Source organism: Alcanivorax sp. (assembly GCF_019431375.1).
GTDB classification, from domain to species: Bacteria; Pseudomonadota; Gammaproteobacteria; order Pseudomonadales; family Alcanivoracaceae; genus Alcanivorax; species Alcanivorax jadensis_A.
In genome coordinates this window covers 2,894,074-2,913,421 of the sequence record NZ_CP080267.1, presented here as the reverse complement: position 1 = coordinate 2,913,421, position 19,348 = coordinate 2,894,074, and the positions used below count along the sequence as shown (strand labels likewise).

General features: G+C 63.7%; 17 protein-coding genes. 6 read left to right on the top strand and 11 right to left on the bottom strand.

What is annotated here, in order from left to right:
• Positions 1 to 86: 86 nt before the first annotated feature.
• The 6 genes from KZ772_RS13640 to KZ772_RS13615 form a co-directional block, all read right to left on the bottom strand.
• Complete coding sequence (locus tag KZ772_RS13640; protein WP_290537076.1) at positions 87 to 1,379, bottom strand: DUF1963 domain-containing protein; 1,293 nt, start codon at positions 1,377 to 1,379, stop codon at positions 87 to 89.
• A gap of 117 nt (positions 1,380 to 1,496) precedes the next feature.
• A complete protein-coding gene (locus KZ772_RS13635) occupies positions 1,497 to 2,927 on the bottom strand; it encodes a GTPase/DUF3482 domain-containing protein (protein WP_290537075.1) in 1,431 nt (476 codons plus the stop codon).
• Positions 2,924 to 4,819, bottom strand: a complete 1,896-nt coding sequence (locus tag KZ772_RS13630) for a DUF2868 domain-containing protein (RefSeq protein ID WP_290537074.1) — start codon at positions 4,817 to 4,819, stop codon at positions 2,924 to 2,926. The genes KZ772_RS13635 and KZ772_RS13630 overlap by 4 nt, the downstream gene beginning before the upstream one ends.
• Before the next feature lie 548 nt (positions 4,820 to 5,367).
• Positions 5,368 to 6,630: a GTPase/DUF3482 domain-containing protein gene (locus KZ772_RS13625; protein WP_290537073.1), complete on the bottom strand. Its 1,263-nt coding sequence runs from the start codon at positions 6,628 to 6,630 to the stop codon at positions 5,368 to 5,370.
• Positions 6,627 to 7,985 carry a DUF2868 domain-containing protein gene (locus KZ772_RS13620; protein ID WP_290537072.1) on the bottom strand — a complete coding sequence of 453 codons (1,359 nt, stop codon included), beginning with the start codon at positions 7,983 to 7,985 and terminating at the stop codon, positions 6,627 to 6,629. Before KZ772_RS13620 ends, KZ772_RS13625 begins: the two co-directional genes overlap by 4 nt.
• A gap of 15 nt (positions 7,986 to 8,000) precedes the next feature.
• Positions 8,001 to 8,288 (bottom strand): hypothetical protein, encoded by a 288-nt coding sequence (locus KZ772_RS13615; RefSeq protein ID WP_290537071.1) that lies wholly within the window; start codon positions 8,286 to 8,288, stop codon positions 8,001 to 8,003.
• 257 nt (positions 8,289 to 8,545) lie between these two features.
• Between KZ772_RS13615 and KZ772_RS13610 the strand changes: the two genes are divergently transcribed.
• Positions 8,546 to 9,313, top strand: a complete 768-nt coding sequence (locus KZ772_RS13610) for an ATP-binding protein (protein WP_290537070.1) — start codon at positions 8,546 to 8,548, stop codon at positions 9,311 to 9,313.
• A gap of 164 nt (positions 9,314 to 9,477) precedes the next feature.
• Here KZ772_RS13610 and KZ772_RS13605 read toward each other — a convergent pair whose 3' ends face one another.
• Positions 9,478 to 10,506 (bottom strand): alpha/beta hydrolase, encoded by a 1,029-nt coding sequence (locus tag KZ772_RS13605; RefSeq protein ID WP_290537069.1) that lies wholly within the window; start codon positions 10,504 to 10,506, stop codon positions 9,478 to 9,480.
• A gap of 63 nt (positions 10,507 to 10,569) precedes the next feature.
• Positions 10,570 to 11,181, bottom strand: a complete 612-nt coding sequence (locus KZ772_RS13600; RefSeq protein ID WP_290537068.1) for an outer membrane beta-barrel protein — start codon at positions 11,179 to 11,181, stop codon at positions 10,570 to 10,572.
• A 118-nt stretch (positions 11,182 to 11,299) separates the two neighbouring features.
• Between KZ772_RS13600 and KZ772_RS13595 the strand changes: the two genes are divergently transcribed.
• Positions 11,300 to 12,217, top strand: a complete 918-nt coding sequence (locus KZ772_RS13595; protein ID WP_290537067.1) for a homoserine kinase — start codon at positions 11,300 to 11,302, stop codon at positions 12,215 to 12,217.
• A gap of 244 nt (positions 12,218 to 12,461) precedes the next feature.
• On the opposite strand, the gene KZ772_RS13590 is transcribed toward KZ772_RS13595, so the two are convergent.
• Positions 12,462 to 13,568, bottom strand: coding sequence for a cellulase-like family protein (locus KZ772_RS13590; protein ID WP_290537066.1), 1,107 nt, complete (start codon positions 13,566 to 13,568; stop codon positions 12,462 to 12,464).
• 160 nt (positions 13,569 to 13,728) lie between these two features.
• Here KZ772_RS13590 and KZ772_RS13585 point away from each other — a divergent pair, with 160 nt between their 5' ends.
• A complete protein-coding gene (locus tag KZ772_RS13585) occupies positions 13,729 to 14,079 on the top strand; it encodes a hypothetical protein (RefSeq protein WP_290537065.1) in 351 nt (116 codons plus the stop codon).
• Between the two features lie 456 nt (positions 14,080 to 14,535).
• On the opposite strand, the gene KZ772_RS13580 is transcribed toward KZ772_RS13585, so the two are convergent.
• Entirely contained in the window at positions 14,536 to 15,405 is an 870-nt protein-coding gene (locus KZ772_RS13580; RefSeq protein WP_290537064.1) for a metal ABC transporter substrate-binding protein, read from the bottom strand.
• 242 nt (positions 15,406 to 15,647) lie between these two features.
• Here KZ772_RS13580 and znuC point away from each other — a divergent pair, with 242 nt between their 5' ends.
• The 3 genes from znuC to KZ772_RS13565 all read left to right on the top strand — a co-directional run bounded on the left by znuC (position 15,648) and on the right by KZ772_RS13565 (position 18,750).
• A complete protein-coding gene (znuC, locus tag KZ772_RS13575; protein ID WP_290537063.1) occupies positions 15,648 to 16,421 on the top strand; it encodes a zinc ABC transporter ATP-binding protein ZnuC in 774 nt (257 codons plus the stop codon).
• Positions 16,414 to 17,196, top strand: coding sequence for a zinc ABC transporter permease subunit ZnuB (gene znuB / locus KZ772_RS13570; RefSeq protein WP_290537062.1), 783 nt, complete (start codon positions 16,414 to 16,416; stop codon positions 17,194 to 17,196). Before znuC ends, znuB begins: the two co-directional genes overlap by 8 nt.
• Before the next feature lie 264 nt (positions 17,197 to 17,460).
• A complete protein-coding gene (locus KZ772_RS13565; protein WP_290537061.1) occupies positions 17,461 to 18,750 on the top strand; it encodes an MATE family efflux transporter in 1,290 nt (429 codons plus the stop codon).
• Between the two features lie 29 nt (positions 18,751 to 18,779).
• Here KZ772_RS13565 and KZ772_RS13560 read toward each other — a convergent pair whose 3' ends face one another.
• On the bottom strand, positions 18,780 to 19,265 hold the full coding sequence (locus KZ772_RS13560; RefSeq protein ID WP_290537060.1) for a hypothetical protein: 486 nt from the start codon (positions 19,263 to 19,265) through the stop codon (positions 18,780 to 18,782).
• Positions 19,266 to 19,348: the final 83 nt, after the last annotated feature.

Genomic DNA, 19,348 nt, shown 5'->3' with positions numbered 1-19,348 from the left:
CTGCCCCTTTTTCTATTCATCAACGGGCTAGCCGACCAACATCCACAACGATAATTTTTTTAATTTAAAAAATATTTTTTCAGAAATTATCCACGGCTTGACCATGTCATGGTCATCACCTCAGGATGATTTTCGCACCGGAAAACATAGGCGCAACCGTAATCACCAAACCAGAAGGGAAGGGTATCTGTGGAATCCAGTTGCAAGACAAAATTCATGTTTTCCTGGCAACACGGGCAGACAGGGTAATCCACATTCTGCACCCAGTGCGGCCAACCCAGCAGTTTGTCGCCGGCCCGTGGGGCAGGGCGATGAGCATGGAGCAGGGCTAGGGTGCCATCGGGAAGGTCATCGTTGATGGCCACAGTTTCCTGCTGATCCGGGAAATCATTGTGCCGGCTCCAGCCGGTCAGGGACTGCTCGGGAAAGGCATCGGGAATGGTCACCGGCAGGGCATCGAAGCCGTGGGTCTGGTCGCGGGGAATCACCCGGCTTAGGGAGGCTTCGGAGAAGGGCAAGTGAGCCTGGCAAAGCACCTCGCACTCTTCTTCCATGTTGGTGCAGTAGAACACCTGCAACACACCATCACCGAACGGCTGGCCGGCGTCTGCCGGCAGGTCACCGGAATCCAGCTGCACGAATAACTGCATGGGTTGATGACAATGCCCGCAACAGGGCCAGGACTCGTCCGGCCGCAGCAACGGCAGCCCCCCAAACTTGGAGCGCGCGCCGGGCACGGCAGGGCCTATCCGGGGTCGCCAGGCGGTCCGGGACAGGGGGGCCAGCTTGAGTTTGATTTCTTCGGGCAGCATGACACGTCCTCGTACGGTCGTTTCAGCTTGCCCAGACTGGGGGTCCAAGGCAATGAACAGCGAATCCAGTTGCAAGACAAAATTCATGTTTTCCTGGCAACACGGGCAGACAGGGTAATCCACTTTCTGCACCCAGTGCGGCCAGCCCAGAAGCTTGTCGCCGGCCCGTGGGGCAGGGCGGTGGGCATGGAGCAGGGCGAGGGTGCCATCGGGAAGGTCATCGTTGATGGCCACGGTTTCCTGCTGATCCGGGAAGTCATTGTGCCGGCTCCAGCCGGTCAGGGACTGCTCGGGAAAGGCATCGGGAATGCTCACCGGCAGGGCGTCAAATCCCTGGGTCTGGTCGCGGGGAATCACCCGGCTCAGGGAGGCTTCGGAGAAGGGCAGATGGGCCTGACAGAGCACCTCGCATTCTTCTTCCATGTTGGTGCAGTAGAACACCTGCAACACACCGTCACCGAACGGCTGGCCGGCGTCTGCCGGCAGGTCACCGGAATCCAGCTGCACGAATAACTGCATGGGCTGATGACAATGCCCGCAACAGGGCCAGGACTCGTCCGGCAGCAAAGCCAGCAGCCGCGTTCACGGCGACAGCGCGGCTCCAGGGGTTTCAGCCCCTGCCACACATTGGCCGCGTCGCTGTTAACTATTCACTATTCACTATTCACTATTCACTGTTCACTGTTAACTGCCTTCAAACTGCGCCATCTGCCATTCCCCAAACGCCTGCTGCGCCTGTTCCAGTTGCTCGATCAGGCGCTGGCGTTTGCCTGGTTCGAATTTTCGGTTGGCGAGGGATTGCAGGGTCTTGTGCAGGCGCTGGCGTTCCTTGCGGTCCATGTGTTCGAGCCAGTGTTCGCCGGCTTCGTTGACCACCAGCACGTCGCGGCCAGCGTGATTGCGCTGGCTCACTTCGTAGCTGTGCACCAAGGCGCGGCCCAGTACCACGTAGGCGAATTGAGGGTCTTTCAGGGGGCCGTAGACCGCTTCGCGGAAGCCGCCGCTAAGGGGGCCCAGTTTCAGGCGGGTGAGTTTGTCGCCGTAGTAGTAGCTGCCGGCAGCGCCGAGCAGGCCACCGATCAGCGCGCCAGTACCCAGGGAATGCCCCAGGGTCACCGCATCCAGCCCGGCGCCACCCACGGCGCCGGCACCGAAACCGGCGGCGGCCAGCTGGGTCTTGCTGATGCCCCACAGCTGGCGGGTACGTTCGCTGAACAGGTCACCATCGTCCGGGGGGAGCAGGTCGCTCTCCTGCCGTTGCAGGCGACGATGCTGGTAGAGATCTTCCACTCCCCGACGCAGCCGCTGCTCCCGCTCGCGCTGCCAGTTCTGCCAGCGTTGACGCAGCTTGGGCAACAGTGGCTTGGCGGGCTCGTGCTCGCCCAGGCGGGTGCTTTCCTGGTGGCCGAGCATGTCGATCAGGGCATCGGCGATATGTTCCAGGGCCTGGCTGTCGCGGCCGAACTTGAGGGCCTGCAGGTATTCCAGCGCCGCATCCAGCGGCTCGCGCCAGTCCGGGGCCAGTTGCCCGAAGCTGCGCAGCAGGTCCAGATGCTTTTCGAAGGGCGCGTGGACCGCATCGAAGCGGCGTACGATCTGGAAATACTGGCCCAGGGCCGCTTCCCAGTCGGCACTGTGATCGTCGCTGCCGATCTGATTGATCAGCGCCAGGCTGGGGCGACCGGTCCAGCGCAGGATGTTCATTTCCGCTTCATGTTCGCGATTGTAGGGCACCGAGCCATCCACCACGTAGATGATGCCGGCGCCCTCCACGATGGGCCGCAGCAACTCGCATTCGTCGTGGTAACGGGAGTCATCCTGGTGCTGGGTGACGAACGCGGCCACGGTTTCCGGGCGGTCGGAGGCGGACAGGCTGTGGCCCTGCAGCCAGGCCAGCACCTTGCGCGGACGCTGGAAGCCGGGGGTATCGATCAGCTCGTAGAGGGTCACGTCATCCACTTTCATGGGATAACGGTGGCTGTCGCGGGTGGTGCCCGGCTCCATGGCGATGGCGATGGAGTCGTTCTGGGCCAGGGTGGCGACCACACTGGACTTGCCCTTGTTGGGGTGGCCGACCACGGCAAAGCGGGGCAGGTGTTGGGCCGTTTCGTTCATGGTTGATCCTGTTCCCGGGGAGCGCACAGCAGCAGATGGCTGTCGCCCTGGCGATCCACAAAGCGTTGCCACTGGGCCAGCAGCCCGGCATCGGTGAGCGCAGCGCCCTGTTCGTCCGCCAGCGGCACCAGGGCCAGCAGGGTGGCGGCGGGCCAGTGGTCGCGGGCATCGACAATGAAATCGCTGAGTTCACCGGTAGGCGGCTCCCAGCCCCGGGTGACCAGGATCACCGGCTGCTGACGAGCGCCGGCCTGCTGGATCACCTGCTGGTCCTCGTCGAGAGTACTGTTGCCGCCGGCGCGCAGTTGCAGCGGGCCGGGGTCACGGCTTAGACGTGTCACCAAATCCGTAGCGGCCTGACCGGCACCGGCCCAGTGAATCAATGTGGCACTGTCCGGCAGGGGGGACAGTACGGTTTGTGCCGCCGCCGGGGCGGGCTGGCTGTCTTCCTGACCTCGGGTTTCCACCCAGGGGGTCTCGAAACGGTAGAACAGCCCCTGCCAGCCCGGATGGGCACGCAGGGCCCGGCCCGCCTGCCAGCGCACCTGCAGGGCCGGAGCGCACAGCAGCAGATGGCTGTCGCCCTGGCGATCCACAAAGCGTTGCCACTGGGCCAGCAGCCCGGCATCGGTGAGCGCGGCGCCCTGTTCGTCCGCCAGCGGCACCAGGGCCAGCAGGGTGGCGGCGGGCCAGTGATCGCGGGCATCGTAGATGAAATCGCTGAGTTCCCCGGTGGGCGGCTCCCAGCCCCGGGTGACCAGGATTACCGGCTGCTGGCGAGCGCCGGCCTGCTGGATCACCTGCTGGTCCTCGTCGAGAGTACTGTTGCCGCCGGCGCGCAGTTGCAGCGGGCTGGCGTCACGGCTTAGACGTGTCACCAAATCCGTAGCGGCCTGACCGGCACCGGCCCAGTGAATCAGGGTGGCGCTGTCCGGCAAGGGGGACAGCACGGTTTGCGCCGCCGCCGGGGCGGGCTGGCTGTCTTCCTGGCCACGGGTTTCCACCCAGGGGGTCTCGAAACGGTAGAACAGCCCCTGCCAGCCCGGATGGGCACGCAGGGCCCGGCCCGCCTGCCAGCGCACCTGCAGGGCCGCCAGCATCAGCAGCACCAGCCGGGGCAGCAGCACATAGACCAGCCACAGCATCAGCACAAAAGGCCACCAGGTGCCCAACAATGCCGGGTTGTCCGCCGGGGCCTCCGTGAGGCGGTAGAACTGGGACGCGTTCACCAGCTCCGCCGAGGGCACCGCCGCCGGCCACAGGGTCTGCCAGGGCTGGGCCAGGGCGGCGACAATCCGGTGATAACCGTCGGCGGAGGTCTGCAGGGTGGTGCTCCAGCCGAAGGCCAGATCCTGCACCACCACCAGCGCCAGCAGGGTGAGCAGGCCGCTGATGGCAAACAGCAGGCCACCGGTGTGGGCGATGCGGGCACACAGGGCCGGGCGCAGGGAGGCCAGCGGGTCGTCGCCCTGGCGCGGGCCCAACAGGCTGCCCCAGGGCTGCCAGCCGAACCAGGCCTGCAGGCTGGTGAACAGGGCCAGCAGCAGTTGCAGCGCCACCAGCCCGATCAGCAGGGTCAGATTGATCTGCCGGCTGCCGTCGTACCAGAGCAGGCCCAGCATGAAGCCCGCCCCCAGCAGCGCTCCCAGACCGGCAAACACCCAGCGGGCCTGGCGCCAGTGGCGCAGGCGCGGGTCGGCGCCGGATTCACGGCGCTGGCCGTTCAGGGCATGCAGGGCCGCCAGCCAGGCGGGCACGGTGAGCGGTTGTTTCTGGTCTTCCTGCTGCTGGGCAAAGCGGCGGTCACGGCGGTGATGATCAGGCAAGGATCGTCGCAGCCAGGCCGGTTGATCAGGCCAGCGCAGGATGGCAAACCACGAAGGTCGAGGCAACCAAACCCGCCCGGCAGCGGCGCAAATATTTTCCCGCTTCGTGTTCGCGGGGCAGTAGGGCACCGGCCATCCACCACGTGTCAGATGGCATGCCATCGCGTGATGCGCAGCCACGTCCTGCTGCTGGATGGCCAGCCAGCAACAGTGGGTCGCATTCGCCACTCGCATGGTCGCGTGGTAACGGGAGTCATCGAAAGCGTCGCTGGTCGTCATTGCTGGTGGCGGCGGCGAGGTTTCCGGGCTGGTCGCGAGGCGGACAGGCTGTGGCGGGCAGCCAGGCCAGCACCTTGCGCGGACGCTGGAACCGGGGTATCGCTGCGAGCTGATCGCAGCGCCGATCACTGGGGCGTAGAGGCCTGAAAGGTCATCCACCTTCATGGGGTAGCCTCGGTGGCTGTCGGGCGGGTGGTGCCCCGGCAGCCCTGCCATGGCGATGGCGATGTGCTGGCTGCGTCAGCACTCGTGGCGCAGGCGGTGGCCAGGGTGGCACCTGTTCAGCGCAACAGCAGCTTGACGAAATGTGGCCACGGTTTCTTGGGAGGGCTTTTTCACCGTCCAGCGCGCACCTGCTGGACCATGCCATTGGAGATTTCCGTGAGCATAGCCGGGCCGTTCAGTCCGCTGACATGGTTGACGCCATGCTCCAAGGGAAAAACCGCACAGTTAGCCAACAGATGGCTGTTGGCGCTGTTCCAGCTGGCAAGGCAGCCCAGTTTCAGGCGGGTGAGTTTGTCGCCGTAGTAATAGCTGCCGGCAGCGCCGAGCAGGCCACCGATCAGCGCGCCGGTACCCAGGGAATGCCCCAGGGTCACCGCATCCAGCCCGGCGCCCCCCACTGCGCCGGCACCGAAACCGGCGGCGGCCAGCTGGGCCTTGCTGATGCCCCACAGCTGGCGGGTACGTTCGCTGAACAGGTCACCATCGTCCGGGGTGAGCAGGTCGCTCTCCTGCCGTTGCAGGCGACGATGCTGGTAGAGATCTTCCACCCCCCGACGTAGCCGCTGCTCCCGCTCGCGCTGCCAGTTCTGCCAGCGTTGACGCAGCTTGGGCAACAGTGGCCTGGCGGGCTCGTGCTCGCCCAGACGCGCGCTTTCCTGGTGGCCAAGCATGTCGATCAGGGCGTCGGCGATATGCTCCAGGGCCTGGCTGTCGCGGCCGAATTTGAGGGCTTGCAGGTATTCCAGGGCCGCATCCAGCGGCTCGCGCCAGTCCGGGGCCAGTTGCCCGAAGCTGCGCAGCAGGTCCAGATGCTTCTCGAAGGGCGCGTGGACCGCGTCGAAGCGGCGCACGATCTGGAAATACTGGCCCAGGGCCGCTTCCCAGTCGGCACTGTGATCGTCGCTGCCGATCTGATTGATCAGCGCCAGGCTGGCGCGACCGGTCCAGCGCAGGATGTTCATTTCCGCTTCGTGTTCGCGGTTGTAGGGCACCGAGCCATCCACCACGTAGATGATGCCGGCGCCTTCCACGATGGGCCGCAGCAACTCGCATTCGTCGTGGTAACGGGAGTCATCCTGGTGCTGGGTGACGAACGCGGCCACGGTTTCCGGGCGGTCGGAGGCGGACAGGCTGTGGCCCTGCAGCCAGGCCAGCACCTTGCGCGGACGCTGGAACCCGGGGGTATCGATCAGCTCGTAGAGGGTCACGTCATCCACCTTCATGGGGTAGCGGTGGCTGTCGCGGGTGGTGCCCGGCTCCATGGCGATGGCGATGGAATCGTTCTGGGCCAGGGTGGCAACCACACTGGACTTGCCCTTGTTGGGGTGGCCGACCACGGCAAAGCGGGGCAGGTGTTGGGCCGTTTCGTTCATGGTTGATCCTGTTCCCGGGGAGCGCACAGCAGCAGATGGCTGTCGCCCTGGCGATCCACAAAGCGTTGCCACTGGGCCAGCAGCCCGGCATCGGTGAGCGCGGCGCCCTGTTCGTCCGCCAGCGGCACCAGGGCCAGCAGGGTGGCGGCGGGCCAGTGATCGCGGGCATCGTAGATGAAATCGCTGAGTTCCCCGGTGGGCGGCTCCCAGCCCCGGGTGACCAGGATTACCGGCTGCTGGCGAGCGCCGGCCTGCTGGATCACCTGCTGGTCCTCGTCGAGAGTACTGTTGCCGCCGGCGCGCAGTTGCAGCGGGCTGGCGTCACGGCTTAGACGTGTCACCAAATCCGTAGCGGCCTGACCGGCACCGGCCCAGTGAATCAGGGTGGCGCTGTCCGGCAAGGGGGACAGCACGGTTTGCGCCGCCGCCGGGGCGGGCTGGCTGTCTTCCTGGCCACGGGTTTCCACCCAGGGGGTCTCGAAACGGTAGAACAGCCCCTGCCAGCCCGGATGGGCACGCAGGGCCCGGCCCGCCTGCCAGCGCACCTGCAGGGCCGCCAGCATCAGCAGTATCAGCCGGGGCAGCAGCACATAGACCAGCCACAGCATCAGCACAAAAGGCCACCAGGTGCCCAACAATGCCGGGTTGTCCGCCGGGGCTTCCGTGAGGCGGTAGAACTGGGACGCGTTCACCAACTCCGCCGAGGGCACCGCCGCTGGCCACAGGGTCTGCCAGGGCTGGGCCAGGGCGGCGACAATCCGGTGATAACCGTCGGCGGAGGTCTGCAGGGTGGTGCTCCAGCCGAAGGCCAGATCCTGTACCACCACCAGCGCCAGCAAGGTGAGCAGGCCGCTGATGGCAAACAACAGGCCACCGGTGTGGGCAATACGGGCACACAGGGCCGGGCGCAGGGCCGCCAGTGGGTCGTCGCCCTGGCGCGGCCCCAGCAGGCTGCCCCAGGGCTGCCAGCCGAACCAAGCCTGCAGGCTGGTAAACAGGGCCAGCAGCAGTTGCAGGGCCACCAGACCGATCAGCAGAGTCAGGTTGATCTGCCGGCTGCCGTCATACCACAGCAGGCCCAGCATGAAGCCCGCCCCAAGCAGCGCTCCCAGACCGGCAAACACCCAGCGGGCCTGGCGCCAGTGGCGCAGGCGCGGGTCGGCGCCGAATTCACGGCGCTGGCCGTTCAGGGCATGCAGGGCCGCCAGCCAGGCGGGCACGGTGAGCGGTTGTTTCTGGTCTTCCTGCTGCTGGGCAAAGCGGCGGTCACGGCGGTGCAGAAAGGCGTGGCTCTGTTGCACATCGCGACGGTACTGGTCGTCAAAATCCAGCAGCAGGGTCAGGGCCTTGGGCAAGGGGCGACCTCGAGGTTATTTGTCGTCCGGGGCAGCGGCCGGTTTCGGAAGCTGTTTGGGCGAGGTGTATTTCACCCCGTCGGTGGCACAGGCACCGCAGGCATTACCGTATTCGCCGAGAATGCCGCCTTGCTCGTCATAGCCGAAGGCAGGCCGGTAATCCATGGTGCAGGCCTCGGGTGGATCTTCCGGGCAGGTGGTGGTGCTTTCCGGCAGCCCTGCCGGGTAGTCAGTGTCGTACTGGGTGGCGCAGGCGGTGGCCAGCAAGGCAAAAGCGGGCACAACCAGGGCAACAGCTTTCATTGACGATCTCCTGAAATAGTCGTCGTGGACCATGCATTGGAGATTCAAGCATAGTGAAAGTTCAGCGACCACGCATGCTCCAGAGGAAAAACTTTTGTTAGACTTTTCACCGTTGGAGCCTTGCTGGCAAGGCGAATCCTTTCAGAACAGCCGCCCCTTTGCCTTGCCAGCAAGGCTCCAACGAAAGACCGGTTTGTCAGGCTCCCTTATCTTGCTGGCGGCGTCATTGCTTTCCCACTCTTTTTCACGAGGTGTCCATGGCGTCCAACATCGATTGGCGAAACATTCCCGCGGCGATCTGGCGGGGGCGATCTGGCACCCTGCGACCGGTGAGCCGGCCGGATCCGGTGCGGCTGGATGATCTGCTCGGTATCGAGACCCAGAAGGCGAAAATCCTGCAGAATACGGAGCGGTTTCTGCGCGGTGAACCCTGCAACCATGTGCTGCTGTGGGGCAGCCGGGGCACCGGCAAGTCGTCCATCGTCAAGGCGCTGCTGAACGAATATGCCCCGCGCGGGCTGCGGGTGATCGAGGTGGACAAGGACGACCTGCAGGACCTGGCGGAGATCGTCGACGATATTCGCGAACGCAGTCAGCGCTTTATCGTGTACTGCGATGATCTGTCGTTCGAGGACGGAGAAAACCAGTACAAACATCTGAAAAGCGTGCTGGAGGGCTCCCTGGAACTGCCGCCGGAAAATGTGCGCCTGTACGCCACCAGCAACCGCCGCCATCTGGTCCCCGAATACATGAAGGACAACGAACAAAGCCAGGTGGTGGGTCGGGAGATTCACCACGGCGATGTGGTGGAGGAAAAGATTTCCCTGTCCGACCGTTTCGGGCTGGCGCTGAGTTTTTACCCGATCAGCGAACCGCAGTATTTCGAGATCGTCGACCATCTATTTGGCGAAGTGAAAGACCGCGATCAATTGCACGTGCGCGCCCGGCGGTTTTCCATGGAGAAAGGCGTACGCTCCGGGCGCACGGCACGACAGTTTTATAATCAGTTCTGCGGAGAATTTTGAGGAGGCAGCTGCAAGCTACAAGCTTCAAGCTGCAACGCGGATCACCACTTTCTGTATCTTCAAGGATAGTAGCCGCGCCCATGCTGTGAGCGCGGCCACTATCGTTCTGGAAATGCAATGTTCCTTGTCGCGTTGCAGCTTGTAGCTTGCGGCTTGCTACTGATTCACAACCGTTGAACGGTAGCGTCGCAGATGGCGTTGACCGCCTTGCGGGCCGCAGGGATAACCCCGCCCATAGTAAGGAAACCGTGGACCAGCTGCGGGTAATCCAGTGAGGTAACATCCACCCCTGCCGCCCGCAGTTTCTCGCCGTATTCCAGCCCTTCGTCGCGCAACGGGTCGGTGGCGGTGATCAGGATGGTCGACGGCAGGCCGCTCAGGTCCGGGTTGCGCAGGGGCGACACGCGGTAGTCCTCCATCAGCGCCGGGTCCTGAATAAACTGGCTGCGGAACCAGGTCAGCAGGGCCAGATCCAGCCCGAAGCCCTGGCCCAGGGTCTGCACTGACGGATGCTTGAGGGCGCCGTCGGTGGTGGGATAGATCAGCACCTGCAGGGCAGGCAGCGCCAGGCCGGCCTGTTTCGCCTGCTGGCAGACCACGGCACTGAGATTGCCACCCGCGCTGTCGCCCATCACTGCCAGACGCTGTGGATCCAGCCCCATGGCAGCGGTGTTATCCAGCAGCCAGCGCCAGGCGGCCATACAGTCATCGGCCGCCACCGGGGACGGATGCTCCGGAGACAATCGGTAATCCACACTCAACACTACCGCATTGGTGCGGTCGGCAATGTAGCGGCACAGGCGGTCGTACTCGTCCACCCCGCCCACGGTAAAACCGCCGCCGTGCATGAACAGGATTGCCGGCGCCACCCGCGGCGCCAGGGCCGGGCGATAACGCCGCACCCGCATCTGACTGCCATCGTCCAGCGGCACCTGGTGATCCACCACCACCGGCAGGGACACCGGCGCCACATCCAGCAGATTGATGACCTCACGGTACAGGCGGCGGGCCTGTTCCACGGTGCCGCTATCCAGCGTAGGCTTGGCGGCGCTAAGCGCCAGCAGGAAACGCAGGCGGGAATCCAGATGGGAGCGACTGTGGGTTTCCAGGCCGGCGGACAACTTGTCCAGCACCGCACCGGGCAGGCTCATCAGGGCACGTACCGCGCCACGCTCGAATACTGCAGGATTCATTGGTTTTCCTCTCTGTACCTGCCGCCTGCCCATGTTGCCTGTAGCGTGCGGCATGAAGCGTTACTAAAAATACCACTCCAGACCGCCTTCAATGCCGGTCACGGTGATGTAATCCTTGTCCACATACTGCATGTATTGCAGGCTCAAACCGATATTGTAGGCGGTACGCACGCCGACAGCGGCACCGAACGCCAGGCTGGTGTCATCGTTACGGTCGGTATCGTCACGACGGCAGGTGGTGGCATTACAACGACGGCGAATATTTTTTATCTTCACATCCGCAACACCGGCAAACCCCTGCACAAAGAAATTGTCCACATGGCGGTCCAGCATGGACAGGCTGACTGGCGACTCGAACGACCATTTGCCGGTGCCCAGCAGGGCAGCCACATGGTCTACGGTATACTCGACCTTGCTGGCATTGTTGTCAGAACGCCAGGTATCTCCGGACGGCCCTGTGCCCGCGCGCAGTTCCACGCCCCAGTGTTCATCCACCATACCTCCCAGACGCACGGCAAGACCGGTCGGTGTTACCTCGCGGGAGTCATAATCCAGATTGAAATGAATCAGGTTACCGGCCACATAGCCGAAACGTTGATCCTGATAGTGCGCCACACCGTCCGCCTGGCTGGTGGCAGAAAACAGCAAACCGAGAAACAGAATCCCGTAACGCATGTCGAGTCGTCCTTTTGTTATTGTTGGAGATGCGTCGTCATTTTCATGACCGCCTGTTATACCATTGCTCGCCCGCAGAGTCCGGTCATCTGCGGCCTTTTTGCCAACAGGGGACACCATGTCCGTTTATACGCCGCTCAGTCACAACCAGCTTGCCACCGTTCTGGACGGTTACGGCTACCGGCTACTGGCATTCCGGGCGGCCAGCCACGGCATCGAGAACAGCACCTTCCTGATCGAAGCCGAGGACCGCCATCAGCAGCCCGCCCCGCTGGTGCTGACCATCTTTGAAACCCTGGACCACGATGCACTGACCCCCTATCTGGTGCTGCTGGCGCATCTGGCAGACCAGGGCCTGCCGGTGCCCGCACCGCTGCAGGATAATGACGACCATGACCAGATCACCGTCGCCGGCAAGCCGGCAGTGCTAATGCCGCGCCTACCCGGGGAACACGATTTTGCCGTGGATCTGGATCGCTGCCGACAGGTGGGCGCGCTACTGGCACGACTGCATCAATGTGATACCCGCGCCCTGCAAGCCCTGCCCGATGAACGTCAGCGGCTGGAGAGGCTGGCCAGCCAGCTGAACCAGCTGCCGGACGACCACCGCGAGGGCGCCAGGGCACTATTGAGCGACTGGCAGGCACGACCTGCCGGCACCACCCTGATCCACGGCGACCTGTTCCGTGACAACCTGCTGTGGCAGCAGGGCCATATCAGCGCCCTGCTGGACTTCTACAACGCCTGCCTGGACTACCCGGAATACGATCTGGCGGTGACGCTCAACGACTGGTGTGTGGACAGCCACGGCAAACCGGTGGCAGAGCGGGAGCAGGCATTGCTGGAGGGCTATCGGGCGCAAGGTGGCCAGGTGGATGACAGCCTGTTACTGGAGGCGCTGGCGGTGGCGGCACTGCGTTTCTGGCTGTCACGGCTGGCCGGGCCGGTTGCCGAACACAGCGAAGGGCAGGGCAGCAAGGACCCGGAAGAATTTGCGCGGATTTTTCAGTGGCGGATTGAGGCGCTGGCGGGGTAAAGAAAGCGGCGAGCTACTAGCTATTAGCTGCGACGCGAAGAAAAATTCTTTGGTGGCGATGTACCTGTTTCCTCCGCGCTGCTGCTCCCGATAAAGCAAAAAAACCGCGCCCGAAGGGTGCGGTTTTTTTGCTCGTAGCTCGTAGCTCGTAGCTCGTAGCTCGTAGCTCGTAGCTCGTAGCTCGTAGCTCGTAGCTCGTAGCTCGTAGCTCGTAGCTCGTAGCTCGTAGCTCGTAGCTCGTAGCTTATTCCGACCCGGACAGAATCAGGTGATTCAGGTGCGCCAGGTACTCTTCTTCCCGCCACAGCCAGTCATAGGCTGGGCAGGCCAGGGAGGTGGGGGTCATGGATTCCACGCCCTGGGTAAGGGCGCTGACCACCATCATCTCGTGCAGATCGGCCCAGCCGGTGGGCAGACGACGCAGATGGCGGGGCTGGCGAACAAAGCCTTCACCGATCACCGGCTGCAGACGCCGCAGACGGGTAAAGGCCATGCGCCGCTGTAACTGGTCTTCCATTCGCCGCTGCCAGTGCATGCCGCCAGCATCCAGCAATAACTGCTTCACCGGGCTGGCAAGGCGCCGGGCCAGCCCGGTCATGGGAACCGCCTCGCCGCTGGCCAGTCGATAGCGCGGATCATCATCCAGCCACAGGCTGAAATCGAGAAAATCCAGCTCACTGGTATCCAGTTGCCGCAACTGCTCGCTGATCTGGGTGGTGGTGCTCAGCCCGATGGGCACGCCGGGAAACAGGGCATGCAGGGCTCGGGGAATATCCAGCAGATACGCTTCGATGCGCTCGGCGGCGCTGGCGGACCAGCGCTGTGGCAAAGGCCGATCCGGGGAACGCTTGAACACACGGCGGGCAACACCATGGGCATAGGGCTGCGCGGGAAAATGATGACAAAAATCCACCCCTGCCACGTCATCCAGGTAACCCCATTCCTGCACCAGGGCCAGGGTATCGCTCCACACTGTGACGAAGTCTTCCGGACGCCGTACGAAGGAACGACGGGCGCGGCTGTCGTCCACAAAGCGGCTGCTGAACCACACCTTCAGACCACGCTCGTGGGCGGATTGCAGCAGTTGCTGCAGACTGTGGCGAATCTTCACTTCCACCGGATCGTGACCCGTTGCCTGCAGCTCGCAACGGTCCAGATGGACGCCGTTTTCCGGGCAGGCAATCAGGTGCGGGCAGGGGTCCAGGCGCAGGGCATTGAAACCGCGTTGCTGGGTTTCATCGAGCACTTTTTCCAGCGACGCAAAGGCGCCGTGACGGGTGTCACGGTCCAGCAGCCAGGACAGATCCCAGCAGGCCATTGCGAGGGGTTGTGCGCTATTTTGCTGTGCCATGCAGGCCCTGCACCCGTTTCAGATTAAGCGCTCCAGCATACCGGTTTCCGTTGTCGCCTCAATGGCTCTGTGCCCTCCGGATAATTTTTGACCCGCCTTGACACTCAATACCGTTCATCAGCCAGTTCCCCCTGGCCTGAGGGAGCGCTATGATCGAGGTATGAAAAAAATAATGATTGCCCTGTTAATGGCTCCTGGCTTGGTCGTGGCGGCAGAACAACTTCCTGACTCCGCACCACCGGACAGTGATGCCCCGCAAACCCGGGATCCGTTGCCCGCGCAGCCACTGGACGGCAGCGAGCTGGAGGCCATGTATCTGGAATCTCCACGGGAACTGGATACCAGTGATGAAAGCCGGGGCATGAATGCGGTCAGCCCGGAGAGTCGTTATCTGGAAGACGAACAGCAGGAATTTCGCCAACGGCAGGCGGAAAACGTGCGCCCTCCGGAGCTTCGCGACAATACCCCACCACCGCCGCCACCCACGTTGATTCCGATTCGGGAGCTGTGAGCAGCTGCGAGTGGCTAGCTATGAGCGTCTAGGCAGGCTGAGCCCTGTCTACTGCCCCGGGGTAGGAGCGTCGCTGGCGGCGCGAACCGAGCCTTCGCGAAGGGGGGGGCTTATGTAGGAGCTATGCTTGTCCCCCAGGGGATCTACGACATGCGACCCGAGCGTAGCGAGGCGGCAAAGATCAAACTAACCGCCATTCTTTTCTGAAACCTGTCGAGCCCTGAGATCCCTGATCGCCCTGCGGTCGATTTCCGCGCAAACGCGGTTCGCACCTCAAGAGGTGCTCCTACAGCGGCTTCGTAAGAAATGCCGAAGCCTTGGGAACTTTCCAACCTTTTCTTATCCAGCGAGCGTAGCTCGTAGCTCGTAGCTCGTAGCTCGTAGCTCGTAGCTCGTAGCTCGTAGCTCGTAGCTCGTAGCTCGTAGCTCGTAGCTCGTAGCTCGTAGCTCGTAGCTTCAGCCCGCCCCCGCCTGCAGACACGCCTTGAACCCTTCCACCAGATGGTCCCGCCAGGTCAGATAATCCAGCTCTGGATGGTCGCGGCCGAGCGGGTCCAGGGGGTGTATCTGGCAGTCCGGGCACAGTCGGGAAACCATGGCGGCGCGGGCTTCTGGTTCAAGAATGGCGCAACGGACCTGCTGGTCGCGAATCTCGCCGGCCAACGCCACAAAACGTCGGCTACCCGGCCCCGCATCCAGTTGCTGTGAGACCACCAGCGGTTCCGCCAGCCCCAGTGTTTCGGTGAGATAACCCCAGGGCTGGTGGTAACTCAGCCAGGGCACCATCTCCAGCCCAGCCAGTGCCTGACGGTGACGGGCATGGCGATCTTTGGCCTGTTGCTGCCAGCGTGCCGGTTCACCGGCTTTCAGCCCCTGCGGGTAACGCTGTGCCAGCGCCCCGGCCAGCAGCATCATGTTGTCCAGCGACAGCCACAGGTGCGGGTCCAGGGTGGCGTCGCCATGATCCGAATCATGATGCTCGTGGTCATGCTCATGGTTGTGATCACCTTCCCGGCGATGAACACCCTCCAGCTCCAGCAGGGTCAGGGTAGCTCCCTGCCGACGGGCCACCAGCGGTGCCAGCGGCGCCTCTACGGTTTCGCCCAGCCACACCAGCAGATCCGCCTGCTGCACCAACATGGCCTGCCGCGGAGACAGGGCCAGCTGATGGGGGTTCTGGTTGGCTTGCAACAGGGTCACCACCTGCACCTGGTCGCCATAGAGGCCGCGCAGCACCTTGGCCAACGGCTCCACACTTGCCACCAGGGTCTGGCTCCAAGCGGGAGAGGCGAGCATAAGCAGCAATGTTAGCCAGAGACGGCGCATGGAATTCCTCAAATTCGAATTACGTTGGGGGAAGCAAGCTTCAAGCTGCAAGGCGCGAGGAAGACTGTGCCGGCTACCTGGTTATCGCCGCGCTTCAGCGCCCAAGGTGTTGCGGCGCGGCAGAAGAGTTGGACGGTTGGCTCCGGATTAATCCCCCGCCTTGCAGCTTGTAGCTAACCCTTCAGTGCAGGCGAAAGGCCGGCAGTATATCATTGCGCCTTTGTTCTTCGGGCGCTTTTGCTATGTCGGATCCTCTGGTCAATGTGCAGGCGGTATCAGTCACCTTGGGTGGCAACAGCGTGCTGTCCGAGGTGAGCCTGGCCCTGGCCCCGGGGCGGATCACCACCCTGATCGGCCCCAACGGCGCCGGTAAAAGCACCCTGGCGCGGGTGGTGCTGGGGCTGGTCAACCCGTCCAGCGGCTCGGTAAACCGGCGTAAGGGGCTGCGGGTGGGCTACATGCCCCAGCACATCAAGATCGACGACAGCCTGCCGCTCACCGTGGACCGGTTCCTGTGGCTGGCGGCGTCCGGCCCCACCGCCGCCCGCCGGGCGGCGCTGGAGCAGGCCGGCGTAGCCCACCTGCGCCGTCGTGCGGTGCAGCAGCTGTCCGGCGGCGAGATGCAGCGGGTGCTGCTGGCCCGGGCCCTGCTGCGCAAGCCGGACCTGCTGGTGCTGGACGAACCGGCCCAGGGGGTGGATGTGGCAGGCCAGAATGCCCTCTACGGGCTGCTCAAGTCGGTCCGCGATGACCTGGGCTGTGCCATCCTGCTGATTTCCCACGACCTGCATCTGGTGATGGCGGCCACCGACGAGGTGATCTGCCTGCAACGCCATGTGTGCTGTTCCGGCAGCCCGGAATCGGTGAGCCGGGACCCGGCCTACCACGAGCTGTTCGGCCCCGGTGCCGGCACCCCCAACCTGGCGCTCTACACCCACGATCATGACCACGACCATGATCTGCATGGCGACGCCCAGCCGGGCCATCAACACGACGGGAATTGCCACCATGATTGAGCTGTTGCTGCCGCCGCTGTTCGCCGGCCTGGCCGTGGCCCTGGTGTCCGGCCCGATGGGCGCCTTCGTGGTATGGCGGCGGATGGCCTTTTTCGGCGACACCCTGGCCCACGGCGCCCTGCTGGGCGCCGCCCTGGGGCTGGCGCTGGATATCAGCCTGTACCTGGCCGTTGTGGCTGTATGCCTGGGCCTGGCCGGTGCCCTCACCGCGCTGCAGCATCAGCAGCAACTGGCCAGCGACACCCTGCTGGGTATTGTCGCTCATACCACTCTGGCCTTGGGGGTGATTGCCATCAGCCTGCAAGAGGGCATTCAGGTGGACCTGTTTGCCTATCTGTTCGGCGACCTGCTGGCGGTGGGCTGGCAGGATGCCCTGGCCCTGTGGGCCGGGGCCGTCCTGATTCTGCTGCTGATGCTGTGGCAATGGCGCGCCCTGCTGAGTATCACTGTCAGCGAAGAGCTGGCCCAGGTGGAAGGGGTGGCGGTGCAGCGCACCCGGCTGCTGCTGATGCTGTTGCTGGCACTGCTGATTGCCGGGGCTATCCGCACCGTGGGCGTGCTGCTGATTACCTCCCTGCTGGTGATTCCCGCTGCCAGTGCCCGTCGGCTGACCCATACCCCGGCGCAGATGGCCGCCGTAGCCAGTGTGCTGGGTACTCTGGCGGTACTGGCCGGGCTGGCGGTGAGCTGGTTTGCCAACACCCCGGTGGGGCCGTCCATCGTGGTGGCCGCCAGCAGTTTGTTTGTGCTGACGTTGCTGCGGCGCAGTTCGTGAAAGCGCTTGCCGTAGGAGCGTCGCTGGCGGCGCGAACCGGAACGTAGTGCAGGTAACGCCCGACAGGGCGGCCCGCAGGGTGCACGCAGTGCATAAACCCAAATCAAAAGCGCTTTCACCACAGAGGACGCAGAGGCACAGAGAAAACCCCATTCTTTTCCTCGGTGAACTCTGTGCCCTCTGTGGTAATACGTGTTTTCGGTTTTTGGGTTATCGCGCCGCCAGCGACGCTCCTACGGCAAGGCAGGTTCTCCCGGAGTTTGAATGAGTTTGTCCCTTAACCGCCGCATCTGGATGCTGGCCTGGCCGCTGTTGCTGTCCAATCTGACCGCTCCGCTGCTGGGGCTGGTGGACACGGCCGTGGTCGGGCATCTGGACCATCCCCGCTATCTGGCGGCGGTGGCGCTGGGCGGCAACGTCTTCATGTTCCTGTACTTCTCGTTCAACTTCCTGCGCATGGGCACCACCGGCTTTGCCTCTCAGGCGCGGGGCGGCGAGAAGGATACCCGGGTGGTGTTGCTCCGTGCCCTGTTGCTGTCCACCGGGTTGGGGCTGGCGCTGATTGCCCTGTCGCCGCTGCTGCGCGAAACCGGTCTGTGGCTGCTGGGTGGCAGTGACGATGTGCAGACTCTGGCCGCGGACTACATCAATATCCGCATTCTTGGCGCGCCCGCAGCACTGGCCAATTTTGCCCTGATCGGCTTTGCCATCGGCACCCACAACACCCGGGTGCCGCTGAAGATGACGGTGCTGATGCATAGCACCAATGCCCTGCTGGACGTGCTGCTGGTGCAGGTCTGGCATCTGGATGTGCGCGGAGTCGCTATCGCCAGTGCCACGGCGGAATACGTGGGCCTGGCCGGCGGCCTGTTCTGGCTGCGCGCCGCCCTGCGCCCGCCGGCACAACAGGAGCGGCTGTGGCAGCCGGCGGCCATGCTGGCGTTGATGGCGGTAAACCGGGATATCTTTGTGCGCAGCCTGGCCCTGCTCAGCACCTTCTTTTTCTTCGCCGCCCAGGGCGCCCGGCTGGGTGACGCGGTGCTGGCCGCCAACGCGGTACTGATCACCTTCCTGCTGCTACTCAGCAACCTGCTGGACGGCTTTGCCAACGCAGCAGAAGCGCTGGTGGGCGAGGCCCACGGCAGGAACGATCGGCAGGCGCTGGGCCTCGCGATCCGCGCCACCGGGCGCTGGACCGTGGCCTGTGCAGCTCTCGGTCTGCTGGCCTTCAGCCTCGGCGGCGTGCCGCTGATTCACCTGCTCACCGACCTGCCGGCTATCCGCGACACCGCCACGACCTATCTGCCATGGATGCTACTGCTACCCCTCACCGCCAGCGCCGGCTTCTGGCTGGACGGCATCTTCGTGGGCGCCACCTGGGGCGCCGCCATGCGCAACACCATGCTGGTTTCCGTGTTGGTGTTTTTTCTGTTGTGGGGTCTGACACGAGGCTGGGATAACCATGGCCTGTGGATGACCATGAATGGCTTCATGGCCGCCCGCGGCCTGCTGATGGCCTGGGTGCTGAAGCAGCGACTGGCCGCGCCCCACTAGCAACCGAATGATCCTCGCCGAAGTACGCGCTACTGGATGGCCTGGGTAGAACGGGCGCAGTACTGCTTGACCGTCTCGCCCCCGGCACTACGCAACCTGTTCAGGCAGGCGCTGTAACTGTTGCGCGGGGTGACCTGCAAAGACCCATCCCTGACCACCACTTCATAGGTGTGGGTGGGATTGACCTGACCACTCTTGTCCCAGCCACTGAAGTCCTGGCGGCCAAGGGCACAGGTGTAGCTCAGGCTATAGGTGAAGCCGCGCACCGCATTGGTGATATGGGAATAGACCTGCCAGTTGCCATTACGGCCGTACATGATTTCCCGCTTACAGCCTTTCAGATCACTGACGGCATCGTCCTGAAAGAACACCACCTGATTGTAGGTAGTGCCATCAAGATCGAACCGTGCCACCAGGTAAACCTTCTCGTCCTGCTCCGCCAGTACCGGCTGCGCCAACGCGGCCAATCCCGTCACCAGCGCTGCGGCCAGTGCCCCCGCAATTCCCTTTGCCATTATCGTTCCATCTGTTTTTTATTGAGGCACAAACCGTAGCGAATTCCCGCAATGGCCGCCAACGGCACCGATAAACGCAAAAC